Origin of the sequence: Halodurantibacterium daqingense (assembly GCF_042666235.1) — a bacterium.
Classification (GTDB): Bacteria; Pseudomonadota; Alphaproteobacteria; order Rhodobacterales; family Rhodobacteraceae; genus Halodurantibacterium; species Halodurantibacterium daqingensis.
Map to the genome: position 1 here is coordinate 350595 of NZ_JBHTFQ010000002.1, position 18826 is coordinate 369420.

General features: G+C 66.3%; 10 protein-coding genes. 7 read left to right on the forward strand and 3 right to left on the reverse strand.

From position 1 onward, the window contains the following. Position 1: 1 nt before the first annotated feature. The 3 genes from ACFQXB_RS05120 to ACFQXB_RS05130 all read right to left on the reverse strand — a co-directional run bounded on the left by ACFQXB_RS05120 (position 2) and on the right by ACFQXB_RS05130 (position 2746). Positions 2–511, reverse strand: coding sequence for an isoprenylcysteine carboxyl methyltransferase family protein (locus ACFQXB_RS05120; RefSeq protein ID WP_377400113.1), 510 nt, complete (start codon positions 509–511; stop codon positions 2–4). After that, positions 508–1632 (reverse strand): type III polyketide synthase, encoded by a 1125-nt coding sequence (locus ACFQXB_RS05125; protein ID WP_377400116.1) that lies wholly within the window; start codon positions 1630–1632, stop codon positions 508–510. The genes ACFQXB_RS05120 and ACFQXB_RS05125 overlap by 4 nt, the downstream gene beginning before the upstream one ends. A gap of 85 nt (positions 1633–1717) precedes the next feature. Beyond that, on the reverse strand, positions 1718–2746 hold the full coding sequence (locus tag ACFQXB_RS05130; protein ID WP_377400119.1) for a serine hydrolase domain-containing protein: 1029 nt from the start codon (positions 2744–2746) through the stop codon (positions 1718–1720). Positions 2747–3040: 294 nt separating this feature from the next. On the opposite strand from ACFQXB_RS05130, the gene ACFQXB_RS05135 reads away from it, so the two are divergent. From ACFQXB_RS05135 to treY, 7 genes are read left to right on the forward strand one after another with little or no spacing between them, the layout of a single operon-like run. Continuing rightward, positions 3041–5035, forward strand: coding sequence for an alpha-1,4-glucan--maltose-1-phosphate maltosyltransferase (locus ACFQXB_RS05135; RefSeq protein ID WP_377400743.1), 1995 nt, complete (start codon positions 3041–3043; stop codon positions 5033–5035). Further along, complete coding sequence (gene treS, locus ACFQXB_RS05140; protein WP_377400122.1) at positions 5035–8331, forward strand: maltose alpha-D-glucosyltransferase; 3297 nt, start codon at positions 5035–5037, stop codon at positions 8329–8331. The genes ACFQXB_RS05135 and treS overlap by 1 nt, the downstream gene beginning before the upstream one ends. Then, entirely contained in the window at positions 8328–10514 is a 2187-nt protein-coding gene (gene glgB, locus ACFQXB_RS05145) for a 1,4-alpha-glucan branching protein GlgB (protein ID WP_377400125.1), read from the forward strand. The genes treS and glgB overlap by 4 nt, the downstream gene beginning before the upstream one ends. Then, positions 10511–12595, forward strand: coding sequence for a glycogen debranching protein GlgX (gene glgX / locus ACFQXB_RS05150; protein ID WP_377400128.1), 2085 nt, complete (start codon positions 10511–10513; stop codon positions 12593–12595). The genes glgB and glgX overlap by 4 nt, the downstream gene beginning before the upstream one ends. Then, on the forward strand, positions 12592–14373 hold the full coding sequence (gene treZ, locus ACFQXB_RS05155) for a malto-oligosyltrehalose trehalohydrolase (RefSeq protein ID WP_377400131.1): 1782 nt from the start codon (positions 12592–12594) through the stop codon (positions 14371–14373). The genes glgX and treZ overlap by 4 nt, the downstream gene beginning before the upstream one ends. Further along, positions 14370–16190: a 4-alpha-glucanotransferase gene (gene malQ / locus ACFQXB_RS05160; RefSeq protein WP_377400134.1), complete on the forward strand. Its 1821-nt coding sequence runs from the start codon at positions 14370–14372 to the stop codon at positions 16188–16190. Before treZ ends, malQ begins: the two co-directional genes overlap by 4 nt. Further along, positions 16187–18820 (forward strand): malto-oligosyltrehalose synthase, encoded by a 2634-nt coding sequence (gene treY / locus ACFQXB_RS05165; RefSeq protein ID WP_377400137.1) that lies wholly within the window; start codon positions 16187–16189, stop codon positions 18818–18820. Before malQ ends, treY begins: the two co-directional genes overlap by 4 nt. The last annotated feature ends 6 nt before the right edge of the window (positions 18821–18826 follow it).

The window sequence follows — 18826 nt, forward strand, 5'->3', positions numbered from 1 at the left end:
GCTAGCCCCCGTCCGCCCGCGGGGCAAGGGCCGCGTTTTCCACGCGGATGCGCCAGGTCAGCAGCGCCAGGTTCATCAGCCCCCAGACGATTCCCGCCCAATGCAGCCCCAGAAGTGCCGGGACCAGCGGGATTTCCAGCGCGACCACCGTATAGTTCGGGTGCCGCAGCCAGCGGAACGGCCCGCGCCGGACCAGCGGCGCCCCGGGAAGCGAGATGATGCGCGTGGTCCAGAACCGTCCCAGCGTGCCGATCACCCAGAAGCGCGCGGCAAACAGCAGCGCAAAGGCGCCCAGCAGCCAGATGTTCAGGGGCGGAGACGGCTGGGTCAGCAGTGCCATCGCGGCAAGCCAGCTGCCATGCAGCAGGATGAACAGCGGGTAGTGGCCTTTGCCATGTTCCTCTGCGCCTTCGGCCAGAAGCCGGCGCGTGTTGCGTTGCGCAAGCACGAGTTCCGCCAACCGCTGCACCGCGATCAGCGCGATCAGCGCATGGGCCCAGCCAAGGATCATTGCGCCGGCCCCAGTGACAGCATCTGGAACGCGCCGGTAAAGCCCGGACCAAGCGCGGTCAGCAGATGCGGCCCCGTGGCGCCATCGCGACGCAGCCGATCCAGCACGAACAGAACCGTCGGCGCCGACATGTTGCCGCAGTCGCGCATCACGGCGCGCTCGGCCTCCAGCCCGCGTGGCGGAAGGCCAAAGACCCCTTCCAGCGCATCCAGAACCTTGACGCCGCCGGGGTGGCAACAGGGGCGCGCGATCTCTGCAGGGGCAATTCCGGCGCGGGCACAGAAATCTTCCATCGCGGCGCGGAAACGGCCCTCGACGATCTGGGGGATGTCGCGGTGAAAGATCACCTCGAACCCCTCGGGGTCGATCCCCCAGCCCATGACGTTCAGCGTATCGGGCCAGAGATGTTCGCCCGCCGCGCCCAGCCGGCCGATGCCGCCGGCGTTGCCTTCCGTGCCCGCCGCGGCGCCGGTCAGAACGGCGGCCGCGGCACCATCGCCAAACAGCGCGGTGGCGACCAGGTTGCTCTTGCTCAGGCTGTCATGGCGGAAGGCGAGGGTGCACAGTTCGACCACGATCAGCAGGCAGCGCGCACCGGGCCGCCCCGCAACCATCTGGCCCGCACGGGCAAGGCCCATGGCCCCGCCGGCGCAACCGAGACCAAAGATCGGCAGCCGTGCCACATCGGGGCGGAACCCGATCCGGTTCATCAGCCGCGCCTCGATCGAGGGCGTCGCGATCCCGGTCGAACTGACGAAGACCAGCACGTCGATATCTTCGGGCGCAAGGCCCGCGTCGCGCAGCGCCGCGAGCGCGGCCGTTTCGGCCAGCTCGGTGGCATGCCGGGTGTAAAGCCGCGTCTTTTCCGGCATGTCGGTGCCGCTTTCGAACCAGTCAAGCGGCATGCAGGACCAGCGGCTGTCGATCTCGGCATTGGTATAGACGGGTTCGAGCGTTTCAAACAGGCCGGTGCGCGCCCCGAAGATGCGGCGGGCGTGGGCGATCACGTCCTGCTGGTCCAGCCGATGCGGGGGCAGGGCGGTGGCAAGGCCGCTCAGCACCGCGGCCCCTTCGGCAAGGGTTGTCGCCTGTCGCGCGCCTTCGGTCGCTGTCCGCAGCATCGTCACCTCACTGGCTTTCCGCCGGCGCTGTGCGGCCGACCTTAGCTGACAGTAGGGCGGCAGGGCCGCAGGGCGACCAAAATCGTCATGCAGCGGCAGCGGCGGGAAGAAGCCCGGTGTCGATCAGGTGCAGAAGGTCGCCGAAATACCCGCCCGACCGAGCCGGCAAGGTCGGATCCGAGGTGATCGCAAAGCTCAGCTCCAGCGCCGGTGCGATGCCGATGATCTGCCCGCCGTAGCCCCGCGCCAGCGCGACTTCGGTGCCCTGCATCCGGCCCAGGAACCAGCCATAGCCGTAATCAAGCCCCGAATAGGGCGAGCGCGTGCGCCGGCGCAGCGATGCCTCGACCCAGTCGCCGCTCAGGATGCCGGCGCCACCGGTGCGATACATTTCGGCAAAGCGGACCATCGCGCGGGGCGACAGCGCCATCTCGTTTCCACCCAGATAGAAACCCTGCGGGTCCCGGGTCCAGGCCGGGATCTCGATGCCGAGGGGCGTGCCGATCCAGTCGCGGGTCATCGTCAGCAGGCTTTGCCCCGAGGCACGGGCAAGCGCCGCCCCCAGCACATGCACGCTGCCGGTCGAGTAGAGCATCCGGCTGCCAGGCTCGGCCACGACGGGACGCGACAGCGCATTCGCCACCCAGTTGCGGCTGGCGACCCAGCCGCCGTAATTGCTGCCCGAGGTCCGTTCGAGCCCCGCCTGCATGGTGCAGAGATCGGCGAGGGTGATGTCGCGCACCCGGGGATCGGCTGCGGCCGGGATCAGATCGGGCGCGACGTCGGCCAGGGTCGCCGTGACATCGGGCACGACAGCGCGGTCGAGCGCCGCGCCCAGCACCGCCGCCACCACCGTCTTGGACACGGACTTGACATTGACGGGGCGATCGGTGCCGGGGCCGCGCAGGGCCTCGTCCAGCACCGTCGTGCCGCGATGGGCGACGACGATGGCGCGAAACTGGTCAAAGCCGCGCGCGCGATCGACAACATGCCCCCAACCCGCGCCAAGCGATGCGGCGACGGCCCGCTGGCCGACCAGAAGCGCGGCAGCGCCCAGCAGAAGGCTGCGCCGGTCAGGGTGCAGGCGCCCGGAAGGCAAGGAATGTCGCGTCATCGGAACCTCGGAAACTGGTGCAGACCAAGAGGTCGCGCGTCGGGAGCTGCGGCGCAAATCATATGGCCGTGAAAGCGGCGTGACGCCTGCGGCAAGGCAGATGTCGGGCCGGAACTTTTGCCACTGGCGCCGGTTGAGTGCGAGGACCGTGAACAGAGGGGGCAGCCGGTGTCTGCAGGCAATCCAGAACTTGAACTCCCACCCGCAGAGAAAGCCGAGCGTCCGCCCCGGCAGGCTGCCAAGGCCTCGGCCCCCAGGGCGAAACGCGCCGCCAAGGCGGTTGTGTCAGCCGTGGTGACGGATCCCACGCTCCACCGCCTTGCCGCCGACCGGCTGGCCATCGAGGGCGTGTCGCTGGAGATCGATGGCGGGCGCTTTGCGGCCAAGGTCGTCGCCGGGCGCCCGGTCAGCATCGAGGCCGACATCTTCTCGGACGGACATGACGAGATCGACGCGGCCTTCCTCTGGCGTCCGCGGGGCGCGGCCGACTTCATCGAGGAACCGATGGAGTTCCTGGTGAATGACCGCTGGACGGCCACGGTGACTTTCCCCGAACCGGGCGATTACGAGATCAGCTTCATCGCCTGGCGGGATCTTTTCGCCACGTGGCGCAAGGAGGTGACGAAGAAACACGCCGCCGGTCAGAACATCGCGCTGGAACTGGAAGAAGGCCGCCGGCTGATCGATACCGCCTGCGGCAGCGAAGGCCGTGCCCATCGCGAGGCAAAAGCCCGGCTGAAAGACCTGCTCAAGGCCGACAAGGCACTGGCCAAGGGCGCGGGTGCCGACACCGATGCCGCGCGGTTCGCGCAGCTTGGCGCGCCCGAGGTTCTGGCGCTGATGCAGGAGGTGGGGCCGCGCACCAACGCCACCCCCTACAAGGTGCTCCCGCTTTATGCCGACCGCGAGGCCGCAGCCTTCAGCGCCTGGTACGAGATCATGCCGCGCTCGCAGTCAGGCGACGTGAACCGGCACGGCACCTTCGACGACGTGATCGCGCGGCTGCCCTATGTGCGCGATCTGGGCTTTGACGTGCTTTACTTTCCGCCGATCCATCCGATCGGCAAGACCAATCGCAAGGGCCGCAACAACAGCCTGACGGCGCAAGAGGGTGAGCCGGGCAGTCCCTATGCCATCGGGTCTGACGAGGGGGGCCATGACGCGCTGCACCCCGAGCTTGGCAGCTTTGACGATTTTCGCCGGCTGGTCGATGCCGCCCGCGATCACGGGCTGGAAATCGCGCTGGATTTCGCCATCCAGTGTTCGCCCGATCATCCCTGGATCCGGGAACACCCCGAATGGTTCGACTGGCGCCCGGACGGCACGATCAAGTTCGCCGAGAACCCGCCCAAGAAATACGAGGATATCGTCAACGTCCATTTCTACCGCGATGCCCTGCCGGGGCTCTGGTATGCGCTGCGCGATGTCGTGCTGTTCTGGGTCGGCCATGGCGTGCGGATCTTCCGCGTTGACAACCCGCACACCAAACCGTTCCCGTTCTGGGAATGGATGATTGCCGAGGTCCGCGACAAGCACCCCGATGTCATCTTCCTGGCCGAGGCCTTTACCCGGCCCAAGGTGATGAAGCGGCTTGCCAAGGTGGGGTTCTCGCAAAGCTATTCCTATTTCACCTGGCGCAACGAGAAGGCGGAGATCACCGACTATCTGACCGAGCTGACGCAGGAAGAATGCCGCCACTACATGCGGCCCAACTTCTTCGTCAACACGCCCGACATCAACCCGAAATTCCTGCAGACCAGCGGCAGGCCCGGCTTTCGCACCCGTCTGGTGCTGGCGGCGACGCTGGGCGGCAACTACGGCGTCTATAACGGCTACGAGATCTGCGAGGCCGCGCCCGTCCCGGGCAAGGAGGAATACCTCAATTCCGAGAAATACGAGATCCGCGCCTGGGACATGGACCAGCCCGGCCATATCAAGGACGATATCCGACTGATGAACCGTCTGCGCCGCGATCATCCGGCGCTGCAGGGGTTCGACAACCTCTCGTTCTACCACGCGGGCAACGATCAGGTTCTGGCCTATGGCAAGCAGGCGGGCGACGACTTCGTGCTGATCCATGTGAACCTCGATCCCCACAACGTGCAGAGCTTTCAATTCGAAGTGCCGCTGTGGGAATTCGGCCTGCCCGATGACGCCTCGGTCGAGGTGCGCGACCTGATCCATGGCAACAGCTTTACCTGGCACGGCAAATACCAGTGGCTCGAGCTTGACCCCGAAACCCGCCCCTATGCCATCTGGCAGATTTTCGCGCCCGGAGTGCCGCGCTGATGAACCTTCCCCTTTCCAAACGAGACAATGCCAACTTTGCCGTCCGGTCCGGCACCGCGATCGACCGCAGCCAGTCCGACTGGTACAAGGACGCGATCATCTATCAGTTGCACATCAAGGCCTTCCAGGACAGCAACGGTGACGGTATCGGCGATTTCGCCGGGCTGATGCAGCGGCTGGACTATGTGCAGGAACTGGGCGTGACCGCGATCTGGGTGCTGCCCTTCTACCCCTCGCCGCTGCGCGATGATGGTTATGACATCTCGGACTATCGCTCGATCAACCCGTCTTACGGGTCGATGAAGGACTTCAAGGCCTTCGTGAACGAGGCCCACAGGCGCGGCATCCGCGTCATCACCGAACTGGTCATCAACCACACCTCCGACCAGCACCCGTGGTTCCAGAAGGCGCGGCGGGCCAAGCCGGGATCGGCGGCGCGCGACTGGTATGTCTGGTCGGACACGGATGAGAAATGGCCGGAAACCCGGATCATCTTTCTCGATACGGAAAAGTCGAACTGGACCTGGGACCCGGTGGCCGGCGCCTACTACTGGCACCGCTTCTATTCGCACCAGCCCGACCTGAACTTCGACAATCCCCGGGTGCTGGAAGAAGTGCTGAAGGTCATGCGGATGTGGCTCGACATGGGGGTGGACGGGCTGCGGCTCGATGCGATCCCCTATCTGGTCGAACGCGACGGGACCAACAACGAGAACCTGCCCGAAACCCATGAGGTGCTGAAGAAGATCCGCGCCGATCTGGATGCGCATTTCCCCGACCGGATGCTGCTGGCCGAGGCGAACCAGTGGCCCGAAGATACGCGGCCCTATTTCGGCGAAGGTGATGAATGTCACATGGGCTTTCACTTCCCGCTGATGCCGCGGATGTACATGGCGCTCGCGCAGGCCGACCGGCATCCGATCACCGACATCATCCGCCAGACGCCGGAGATTCCGGAAGGCTGCCAATGGGGTATCTTCCTGCGCAACCATGACGAGCTGACGCTGGAAATGGTCACCTCCGAGGAACGCGACTACCTCTGGCAGACCTATGCCGCCGATACCCGCGCGCGCATCAACCTTGGCATCCGCCGCCGTCTTGCGCCGCTGATGCAGAACGACCGCCGCAAGATCGAGCTTCTGAACTCGCTTCTGCTGTCGATGCCGGGCACCCCGATCATCTATTACGGCGACGAAATCGGCATGGGCGACAACTATTACCTGGGCGATCGCGACGGGGTGCGCACGCCGATGCAATGGTCGGGCGATCGCAATGCCGGCTTTTCGCGCGCCAAGCCGCAGGAACTGTATCTGCCCGTCATCATTGATGCCGTCTATGGCCATCAGGTCATCAATGTCGAGGCGCAGGCCGATGATCCGTCCTCGCTGCTGAACTGGATGCGGCGGATGATTACCGTGCGCAAGCAGCACACGGCCTTCGGGCGCGGAACGATGACGCTGCTTTACCCGCGCAACCGCAAGATCCTTGCCTATGTGCGCGAACATGAGGGGCGGGCGTACCTGTGTGTTGCGAACCTGTCGGACAGCGCGCAGGCGGTCGAGCTTGATCTGGCCCGCTACCGCGACACGGTGCCGATCGAACTGACGGGCCGGTCGGCCTTTCCGCCCGTGGGCGATCTGCCCTACATGCTGACGCTGCCGGCCTATGGCTTCTACTGGTTCGCCCTGAGCACCGAGGAAGAAATGCCCAGCTGGCACGAGGCGCTGCCCGAGATCCTGCCCGAGTTCATGACGCTAACCACCCGCGACGGCCGCGTTCAGACCGCACTCAAGGGCCGCGAGGGCGCGCAGTTCCAGAATGAGGTCCTGCCGCAATGGCTGCCCCTGCAACGCTGGTTTGCCGCCAAGGATGAGGCGATCAGTTCCGTCCGCCTGACCCATCTGGGCGAACTGGGCCAGGGGGAACATGCGCTCGTGTCGGTTGATGTGGGGCTTGGAGACGAAGAGCAAAGCTATTTCCTGCCCATCGCCGCCCGCTGGGGTGACGAGAACCTGCGCCCGGGCGCGCCGAAGCTTTCCTATACCCTTGCCAAGATCCGCCACACCGCGCGGGTGGGCGCGCTGATCGACGGCGCTTATGACGAGCGGTTGCCACAGGTATTGCTGGACGGGATGAAGGCGGGGCTGACCAGTGGTTCGCTTCGGTTCGAGGGCAGCGCGGCCCTGCGCGAGATCACCGATCCCGGTGATCCGCGCCAGCTGGGGGCGGAACAGTCGAACCTGTCCATCGCCTTCAGCGACAAGATCATCCTCAAGCTCTATCGCCGCCTGCGGGCCGGCGATCAACCCGATGTCGAGGTTGCCCGCTTCCTGACCGAGGTGGCCGGTTTCGAACATACGCCGCGCTATCTTGGGCAGGTGGCCCATGTCGGCAAGGGCGCGACGACGCTGGCTGCGGCCTTTGCCTTCGTCGCCAACCGGGGTGATGCCTGGACGGGCATCTTCGATGCGCTGATGCTGGAGCTGAACGAGCATGAGACCTGGTCCTCGACCACCGATGCCCCGTCCGAGGCACCGGGCTTCGACTTTCCGCTGAGCCTTGGCGCGCTTCTTGGCCAGCGCACGGCAGAACTGCACAAGGCGCTGGCCACCGACACCGAGGATCCGGCCTTCGCGGCCGAGGATCTGACCAGGGACCATCTGCGCCAATGGGCATCGGATGCCGAGGCCGAGGCGCGGGCGATGCTTGCGCGGCTGGAACAGGCGCCGCTGCCCGAAGATGCCGCGCCCCTGGCGCAGGCGCTTCTCGATCAGCGCGAGGCGCTTTTTGCGCGGCTGCGGGCGGCGGGCGATCTGGCGCCCTCGGGCAAGCTGTCGCGCATCCATGGCGACTATCATCTGGGGCAGGTGCTCTTGGCGCAGAACGATGTGGCCATCATCGACTTCGAGGGCGAACCTGCCCGCAGCCTTGCAGAACGGCGGGCCAAATCCTCGCCCCTGCGGGATGTCGCGGGGATGCTGCGGTCCTTCGATTATGCGGCACTGTCGGTGATCGCGCGCCACCGCGCGAGCTTTGGCAGCACGGCGGAACGCGCGCTGGACCGGATCGAGGAATGGCGTCAGCAGGCGGCCCGCGACTTCCTTGCCGCCTATCGCAGCCATGCCGAGGGTGCGGCAAACCTGCCTGCCGATGCAAAGGTGGCAGAGGCGCTGCTGGACCTCTTCCTGCTGCAAAAGGCCGTTTACGAAACCGCCTATGAACTTGGCAATCGACCGGCATGGGTCGGGATCCCGCTTGGCGGCATTCTTGACCTGCTGGCACGGGAGACTTCATGACCAACGCTGCGACTTTCCCCGAGACCCTTCCCGAAAGCCTTGCTGCGGCTGATGTCGAAGCCATCGTCCGGGGCAATCACCACGACCCCTTCGCGATCCTTGGCCCGCATGGCGGCGAGGTGCGCGTCTTTGCCCCGCAGGCAGCCGAAGTGGCCGTGCTCGCGGGTGGCAAGGTCACTCCGCTGCCCCGCGTTCACCCCGAGGGATTTTTCGCGGGGCCTGCTCCGGGGCGCGACTATCGCCTGGCCATGAAGGCCGGGAACCACGAGTGGGAAGTGGATGACCCCTACCGCTTTGGTCCGGTTCTGGGCGAGATGGATGAATATCTGGTGGCCGAGGGCCGGCACCGGCGCCTCTATGACCGGCTTGGCGCGCATCCCATGACGCATGAAGGCACCGAGGGCGTGGCCTTTGCCGTCTGGGCGCCCAATGCCCGGCGCGTCAGCGTCGTGGGGCATTTCAACGCCTGGGACGGGCGCCGGCATCCGATGCGCAAGCGGCTGGGGCCGGGCGTGTGGGAGCTGTTCATCCCGGGCCTGCAACCGGGCGAGATCTACAAATACGAGATCATCAGCGCCCATGGCGAGCGGATGCCGCTCAAGGCCGATCCGGTGGGGTTTGCCCATGAAAGGCCGCCCGAGACGGCCTCGGTGATCCACGGGCTGCCGGAACACGACTGGCACGACAGCGGCTGGATGGCGGTTCGCGCCGGGCGTCAGGACCGTCAGGCCCCGATCTCGATCTACGAGATGCACCTGGGATCCTGGCGACGCGGCGGCGCGAACGAGATCCTCGATTACGACGCGCTGGGGGATCTTCTGGTGCCCTATCTTGCCGAGATGGGTTTTACCCATGTGGAGTTCCTGCCGGTGTCGGAGCATCCCTTCACCGGCTCCTGGGGCTATCAGCCGGTCGGGCTGTTCGCACCGACCAGCCGCTATGGCTCGCCCGAGGCCTTCGCCCGGCTGGTGGACCGCCTGCACGAGGCCGGGATCGGCGTGATCCTTGACTGGGTGCCGGCGCATTTCCCGTCGGATGCGCATGGGCTGGCGCGGTTCGACGGCACCGCGCTTTATGAACACGAGGATCCGCGGCAGGGGTTTCATCAAGACTGGAACACGCTGATCTACAACTTCGGCCGACGCGAAGTGTCGAACTTCCTGCAGTCGAGCGCCCTCTACTGGCTGGACCGCTTCCATATCGATGCGCTGCGCGTGGACGCGGTGGCCTCGATGCTCTATCTCGATTATTCCCGCCGCGAGGGGGAATGGATCCCGAACGAACATGGCGGGCGGGAAAACCTCGAGGCGATCGCCTTCCTGAAGGATGTGAACGACCGCGTCTGCGCCGATCACCCGGGCGCCATCACCATTGCCGAGGAATCCACCGCTTTCCCTAAGGTCAGTCGCCCGGTCAGGGATGGCGGCCTCGGGTTCAACTTCAAGTGGAACATGGGCTGGATGCACGACACGCTGGCCTATTTCCGGCGCGATCCCATCCACCGCCGCCACCACCAGCATGATCTGACCTTCGGTCTTGTCTATGCCTTCTCCGAGGATTTCGTGCTGCCGCTCAGCCATGACGAGGTGGTGCATGGCAAGGGCTCGCTCATCGGGCAGATGGCGGGCGACCGCTGGCAGAAATTCGCGAACCTGCGGGCCTATTTCAGCTTCATGTGGACGCATCCGGGCAAGAAGCTTCTGTTCATGGGGGGTGAGTTCGCGCAAGAGCGGGAATGGAACCACGACCAGTCGCTGGACTGGCACCTGCTGGACGACCCGCTGCACAAGGGCGTGCAGTCGCTTGTGGCCGACCTGAACCGGCTTTACCGCGACCAGCCCGCCTTGCACCGGCTGGATTGCGACCCCGAGGGGTTCGAATGGATCGACGCCAGCGACGCGGCACAAAGTGTCCTGGTCTACATGCGGAAATCCGACGATGGTGCACCGCCGGTGGTGATCGCCTGCAACCTGACGCCGATCCCGCGCTATGACTACCGGATCGGCGTGCCGCTGGCCGGTGGCTGGCGCGAGGCGCTCAATTCCGATGCGGAACGCTATGGCGGTTCGAATGTTGGTAACCACGGGCTGATGCAGGCGGATGAAACGCCCTGGCACGGCCGCGACCATTCGCTGCGACTGACCCTTCCACCCCTGGCCACGATTGTGATGACCCCTGCATGAGCAAGTTTGAATTTACCGTTCTCGAAGGGTCGCCCGCGACGCTTGGCGCAACCTGGGACGGGTCGGGCACCAACTTCGCCATCTTTTCCGCCCATGCCACCAAGGTCGAGCTGTGCCTCTTCGACAGCCGCGGCCGGCGCGAGACGGCGCGCATTCCGCTGCCGGAATATACCGACGAGGTCTGGCACGGCTACCTCCCCGAGGTGCGCCCGGGCCAGCTTTACGGCTACCGCGTCCACGGACCCTATGATCCGGCCAACGGCCACCGCTTCAACCCGAACAAGCTCGTGATCGATCCCTATGCGCTGGAGCTTCAGGGCGACATCCGCTGGCATGATGCGGTTTTCGGCTACCGCATCGGCCACAGCCGCGACGACCTGTCCTTCGATCGCCGCGACAGCGCCTTTGTCATGCCGAAATGCGTGGTGGTGGATCCGGCCGTGACCTGGGGCCCGGATATCCGTCCGAACATACCCTGGGCCGAGACGATCATCTATGAGGCCCATGTGAAGGGCATGACCGCCCGTCACCCCGACCTGCCGGACAATCTGCGCGGAAACTTCGGCGGCCTGGCCGACCCGAAGGTGATCGATCATCTGGTCAAGCTGGGCGTGACGGCGATCGAGCTGATGCCGACCCAGGCCTTCTTCGACGACCGCTACCTGATCGAGAAGGGGCTGACGAATTACTGGGGCTACAACACCGTCGGCTTCTTTGCACCGGCCACGCGCTATATCTCGCCGGGCGCGAATGTGCATGAGTTCAAGCTGATGGTGCGGCGCCTGCACGAGGCCGGGATCGAGGTGATCCTCGACGTGGTCTATAACCACACGGCCGAGGGCAACCAGATGGGCCCCACGCTGTCGTTCCGCGGGATCGACAATGCGAGCTACTATATCCTCGCCGATGATCCGCGCTATTACTTCGACACGACCGGTTGCGGAAATACGGTCGATCTGACCCATCCGCGGGTGCTGCAGATGGTAATGGACAGCCTGCGCTACTGGGTCGAGGCCTGCCATGTGGACGGGTTCCGCTTTGACCTCGCGTCTTCGCTGGGGCGCGACCGCGACCAGTTCAGCCCCTCGGCCACCTTCCTCGATGCGGTGCGGCAGGATCCGGTCCTGTCCAAGGTCAAGATGATCGCCGAGCCCTGGGATACTGGCGCGAACGGCTATCAGGTCGGCAACTTCCCGCCCGGCTGGGCCGAATGGAACGACCAGTATCGTGATACGGTCCGATCCTACTGGAAGGGCGACGCGGCGGTGCTGCCGGCGCTTGCCTCGCGGCTCATGGGAACGGCCGAACGGTTCGACCGGCGCGGACGTCGCCCCTGGGCGAGCGTCAACTTCGTCACCGCCCATGACGGTTTCACGCTGATGGATACGGTGTCCTACAACGACAAGCACAACGACGCCAACAAGGAAGACAACCGCGACGGCCATTCCGACAACCGCAGCTGGAACTGCGGCGTCGAGGGGCCGACCGATGATCCCGCCGTGCGTGACCTGCGCGACCAGATGCGCCGCGCGATGATGGGCACGCTGCTTCTGTCGCAGGGCACCCCCATGATCCTGATGGGCGACGAGGTGGGCCGGACCCAGGGCGGCAACAACAACGCCTATTGCCAGGACAACGAGATGAACTGGCTCAAGCTGGACGAGCTTGATCCCCGGGATGCGGCGTTCTGCGAATTCCTGCGCGGGCTGATCGCGATGCGGCGCACGCGGCCGCTTCTGTCGCAGCCGGATTTCCTGCACAAGGGCAACAAGCGCGGCGTGGATGTGTGCTGGCTGCGCCCCGACGGCAAGGAGATGTCCGAGGAGGACTGGCACAACCCCGAGGCGCGAACCCTTGGCATGCTGCTGCGCAACAAGACCGCCAGCCTGCTGGCCCTGTTCAACAGCCACTACGAGTCCGTTTCGTTCCATCTTCCGCAGGAAACCCACAGCGCGCACTGGGTCCGGATTGCCGACAGCCATACCGGCGAGTTGCACCTGCGCCGCGCCCCGGCCGAACGACATCGCCGGCTGGATGTGCCGGCCCGCGGACTGATCGTTCTGGAGGACAGTGCCGAATGAAGCGGGTCTTTCGCAAAAGCTGGGGCGCCGAACTGGTGGAAACCGGGGCCCGTTTCCGGCTCTGGGCGCCAGGAGAACGTCAGATCCGGCTGCGGTGCCGTGGCGTCGATCATGCCATGCATGCCGAGGGCGACGGATGGTTCGATCTGACCCTGCCGGATGTGGGTGCGGGGGATGACTATGCTTTCGTTCTCAGCACCGGCGCCGCGGTGCCCGACCCGGCGGCGCGCGCGCAGAAGGGCGACGTGCATGGGCCGTCGCTGCTGATCGATCCCACCGCCTTCGACTGGACGCCCTGGGAGGGCCGCCCCTGGGAAGAGGCGGTGATCCTCGAGGTCCACATCGGCACCTTCACCCCCGAGGGCACCTTCCGCGCAGCGATCGATCGCCTTCCGCATCTGGTGGAAACCGGCATCACGGCGGTCGAGATCATGCCGGTGGCCCAGTTCGCCGGCAATCGTGGCTGGGGCTATGACGGGGTGCTGCCCTATGCGCCGCATCCGGCCTATGGCAGCCCCGACGACATGAAGGCCTTTATCGACGCCTGCCATCGCCACGGGCTGATGGTGTTGCTGGATGTGGTCTATAACCACTTCGGACCCGAGGGGAATTACCTCCACGCCTATGCGCCCGATTTCTTCGACCCGGCCCGCCAGACGCCCTGGGGCGCCGCCATCGCCTACAACCGCGATCCGGTGCGCCGCTTCTTCGGGGAAAACGCGCTTTACTGGATCGAGGAATATCATCTGGACGGGCTGCGGCTGGATGCTGTCGATCACATCCGCGATCCCGGCTCGGACCCGGAAATCCTGGCCGAGATCGCCGGGCGGGTGCGCGCCGCGCATCCGGGCGCGCATATCCACCTGACCACCGAGGACAACCGCAACATCACCCGCCTGCACGAACGCGACGGCGCCGGGAAGGTGCGGCTTTACTCCGGCGAATGGAACGATGATTTCCACAACGTGGCGCATGTGATCGCCACCGGTGAAAGCGAAGGCTACTACGCCGATTTCACCGAGGATCACTGGGCAAAGTTCGGGCGGGCGCTGGCCGAGGGCTTCATCTGGCAGGGCGAGCATTCCCCCCATGCCGATGCCCCGCGCGGTGAACCCTCGGCCCATCTGCCGCCCACCGCCTTTGTCGATTTCCTGCAGAACCACGACCAGACCGGCAATCGCGCCTTCGGGGAACGGCTGCTGGCGTTGTCGTCGCGGCCGATGGTGCGGGCGCTGATGACGATCCACCTGCTGTCGCCGCACATCCCGCTTCTGTTCATGGGCGAGGAATGGGGCGAGGTGCGGCCCTTCGCCTTCTTCACCGATTTCCACGGCGAACTGGCCGAAGCGGTGCGCGAGGGGCGGCGGCGCGAATTCGCGGCCTTTGGCGAGTTCCAGAACGCCGAACTGCGCGCGGCGATCCCCGACCCGAATGCGCTGAGCACCTTCGAGGCCTCGCGTATCGACTGGGGGCGGGCCGCCAATGACGAGGGGCAGAACTGGCTTGCGTTCACCCGCACCCTGCTGGCGTTGCGGTTTCGTCACGTGGTGCCGCATCTGGCCGGCGCGCCCGGCAACGGCGGCCGGGTGCTTGTGGCGGACGAGGGGATGATCGCGGTGGACTGGCAGCTTGCCGGGGCGGTGCTGCGGCTGCGCGCGAACCTTCTGGACCGGGCGCAGGACGCACCCCCGGCGGCGGGCGAGGTGATCATCGGCCCCGGAACGCGGGGGCCGTTGCGCCCGCATACGGTCGTCTGGACGATCGAGGCCGAGGCATGAGCCTGGAGGATCGCGCCCGCGCCTACGGGATACAGCCAGACTATGAAGGCATCGGCGGCAAGATCCACCGCGCGCCTGCGGCCACGCTTGAAAAGCTGCTGGCCGCCTTCGGCGAAGGGCGTCTGCCACCGCTGACCGACGAGCCGCAGCTTGTCGCGCCGGCCGGTGCGCTGTGTCATGTTCCCGGGGGCGGGAACAGCGATACCGACGGGGGCAAGTCCGCCCGGTTCTGGGGGATCGCGCTTCAGCTTTATCAACTTCGTTCGCCCCGGAACTGGGGCATCGGCGACTTTGCCGATCTTGCCTGGCTTGCCGGCCCGGCCGGGGCGGCGGGGGCGGATTTCCTGGGCCTCAACCCGCTGCACGCGCTGTTCCTGTCGGACCCGCGCCGTTGCAGCCCGTTTTCGCCCTCGAACCGTCGGTTTCTGAACCCGCTTTACATCGCGGTGGATCATGTGCCCGGCTTCACGCCGGATATGGCCGATCCGGCCACGCTTGCGCGCCTGCGCGCAACTGATCTGGTCGATTACCCGGCGGTGGCCCAGGCCAAGCTTGGGGCGTTGCGGCGCATCTTTGCGCAGATGCCGGCGCGGGCCTTCGACCCCGGCGACCCCGATCCCGAGCTTGCCCGCCATGCCCTGTTCGAGGCAGTCTCGGCCCATATGGTCGCGCAGGGGCATGGCGCAGGCTGGCTGGCATGGCCCGAGGAATGGCGGGACTGCGACGGGGCAACCCTGCGCGCCTTTGCCGCGCAGGCCGGGGAAGAAATCCGCTTTCATCTCTGGCTTCAGCATCTGGCCGGCGAACAGCTTGCCGCCGCCCGCACGGCCTGCGAAGCCGCGGGAATGCGCATCGGCCTTTATCTCGATTTCGCCGTGGGCGAGGCCGCGGACGGCTCCGGAAGCTGGGGCAGCCCGATCGTTCTGCCCGATGTGCGGGTGGGCGCGCCGCCCGATTACTTCAACGAACAGGGGCAGGACTGGGGCCTTGCGCCGCTGTCGCCGGTTGCCATGGCGGCCGAACGCGCCGCGCCCTTCCGCAGCCTGATCGAAGCGGCCACCCGTCAGGCCGGGGCGCTGCGGATCGATCACGCCATGGGGCTCTGGCAGCTGTTTCTCATGCCCGAAGGGGCAGGGGCCGAGGATGGCACCTATGCCCGCTATCCCCTGGCCGACATGCTGACCGCGCTGGCCGACGCCTCACGCAAGAACCGGACCGTGATCATTGGCGAGGATCTGGGCAACGTTCCTGCCGGCTTCCGCGAGGTGATGGAGGCCTGCCGCATCCTGTCCTACCGCATCTTCTTCTTCGAACGGGACGAGGACGGTTTCATCCCGCCCGAGGATTACCCGCGTGAGGCGCTGGTCTGCCTGTCCACCCACGATCTGCCGACCTTCCGCGGCTGGTGGCGCGGCGATGACGTGGCGCTGCGGGCCGGATTTGGCTTCATCAGCCCCGAGGCCGCCGAGGAACAGGGCGCGGGCCGGGTCCGCGAACGCGCGGATCTGCTGAAGGATCTGGTTGCCGCCGGGCTTCTGGATGCGACCGTGGTCGGAAGGATTGGCCCCGAAGATGCGCCCGCCCTGCTGACCATCGCCGTGCACCGGCATCTGGCGCGGGCGCCGTCGCGGCTGTTCGCGGTGCGGCTGGAAGACCTCGCAGGCGAGCTGGAGCCGGTCAACGTGCCCTCGACCGTGGATGAATACCCCAACTGGCGCCGGAAACTCGGGCCTGATCTCGACGCCCTCTGCGACAGCAGCCTTTACCGCGACATCACCGCAGGCCTTGCCGCGGAACGACCAAAGGACAGCGAATGACCCTGCGCGCCACCTACCGGCTGCAATTCACCGCCGATTTCCGCTTTGCCGATGGGGCGGCGCTGGCGCCTTATCTGTCGCGGCTGGGGGTCAGCCATGTCTATGCCTCGCCGGTCTTTGCGGCCCGCCCCGGCAGCACCCACGGCTATGATGTGACCGATTACAACCGTCTCAATCCCGAGCTCGGCTCCGAGGCCGAATTCCGCGCCATGGCGGCGGCATTCCGGGATCACGGGCTGGGGCTGATCCTTGATTTCGTGCCCAACCACATGGGGATCGGCGGTGCGGGCAATGCCTTCTGGGAAAGCGTGCTGGAATGGGGGCCGGACAGCCCCTGGGCGCATTGGTTCGACATCGACTGGAAGGCGCCCGGCATGGGTGGAAAGGTGCTGTTTCCGTTTCTGGGGGCGCCCTTTGGCGTCGTGCTTGTGGAAGGGGGCTTGCGGCTGCGCCTGGACGAGGACGGACGGCTTGCCGTCTGGGCCCATGACAGCCATCGCCTGCCGATCTGCCCGCGCGATTATCAGGCGGTGCTTGCGCAGGCGGGATCGCCGCTTGCCGGTGCCTTTGCCGCGATGGAGGGCGCAGGCCCGACCGATCCGCGCTGGCCCGACCTGCACCGCCAGCTTGCCGAAAACCCTCCCGATCTGGACGCCTACGAGGGGCGGCCCGGTGATCCGTCCAGTTGGGCGGCGCTCGCATCGTTGATCGCGCAGCAGCATTGGCGCGCGTCCAAGTTCAACCTTGATGCGGATGCCATCAACTATCGCCGCTTCTTCACCATCAGCGATCTGGCCGGTGTCCGGGTCGAACACGAGAGAGTGTTCGAGGAGACGCACGCCCTGATCCTGTCGTTCCTGCGCGAGGGCCTGGCCGACGGGATCCGAATTGACCATATCGACGGGCTGCTGGACCCGAAGGGATATTGCCTGCGTCTGCGTGCTGCCGTGCCGCGCCGCTTTCCGCTTTACGTCGAGAAGATCCTCGGCCCCGAGGAGCATCTGCCCGAGGATTGGGAAACCGATGGCACCACCGGCTACGAATTCGCCAACGAGATCGTGGGCGTTGTGACCGATCCTTCGGGCGAAGCGCTGCTGACCGAAAGCTATCACGCCTTTACCGGCCGGACGGAACCCGCGGCCGAGGTTGTCCACGCGGCAAAGGTGGCGGTGCTTGAAGGGCCGATGGCCGCAGAGCTTGCCGCCCTCACCTCGCGCTTCGCGGCGCTGGCCGCACAGGTTCCGGACTGGGCCGATATCGGTCAGGGCGCCTTGCGGCGGGGGCTGGTGCAGGTCATCGCGGCGCTGGATGTCTACCGCACCTATGCCGATGCGGAAGGCATCGCCCCCGAGGGCCGCGCCCGGATCCAGACCGCGCTTGCCCGTGCGGCCGCCGCGCTGCCCGGGGCAGACCCCGCCGTCCTTGCCCTGATCGGCGCGGTTCTGGCCGGGGATCTGCGCGACCGTCTGCCAAGCGCGCGCGCCGATGTGACCGAGGCCGCGATGCGGTTCCAGCAGCTCAGCGGGCCGGTGATGGCCAAGGGGCTCGAGGATCGGGCGCTTTACCGTTACAACCGTCTGATCGCGTTGAACGAGGTCGGGAGCGAACCCGGCCATCACGGCATGGCCGTTGCCGCCTTCCATCTGGCGCAGGCCACCCGCGCGCGCACCGCGCCGCGCAACCTTCTGGGCACCTCGTCCCATGACACCAAACGGGGCGAGGATGCGCGGATGCGTATCGCCGCGATCTCGGGCCATGTGCCGCTGTGGCAGCAGAAGGTTGCGGAATGGCATGACCTTCTTGCTGACCCGGGCGCACCGATCGATCGGAACGAGGAATATTTCCTCTATCAGCTTCTGGTTGGTGCCTGGCCGGCAACCGGGGAACCCGCCAGCGATCTTCCCGACCGCGTGACCGAGGCGATGCTCAAGTCGGTGCGCGAGGCGGGGGTGAACAGCCGCTGGGTTTTCGGCGACAGCCATTATGAGGCAGCTCTGGGCGATTTCATCCGCCGCGCTTTCGCCTCCGACCGGTTCCGCGCCTCGTTCCGGGGGTTTCTGGATCATATCGGCGGCGACATGCTGGCGAACAGCCTGATCCAGACGGCACTGAAATTCACCCTGCCGGGGGTGCCCGACCTCTATCAGGGGGCCGAGATGCTGGATCAGAGCCTTGTGGATCCGGACAATCGCCGTCCCGTCGACTTTTCCCGCCGTGCGGCCTCTCTGGGGCTGTTGCAGCAACCCGGGCCGCTCTGGCCGGGCGGGAAACCCGATCTGGCGCGGCTGGACGAGGACAAGCTGGCCCTGACCGCGCGCCTGTTGCAGCTTCGGGCCGCGCAGCCTGAACTCTTTGCCACCGGCAGCTACGAGCCGCTGGCGGCCGAGGGGCCGGCCGCCGAGAGTTTCCTGGGCTTCCTGCGCCAGCAGGGCGGGCAGATGCTGATCGTCGCCGTGGCGCTGCATGGCGGCACACGGCGCCCTGCCGATTGGGAGGATACCCGGCTTGTGCTTCCCGGCTGGGCCGCGGGGCCCTGGCACGACGTGATTTCCGATCGGCCCGCAGCCGGGCTGGAACCGGGCCGGCTGTTTCGTCACGGCCCGGTTGCCGTGCTGACTGCGGGGATCTGAAGCAGC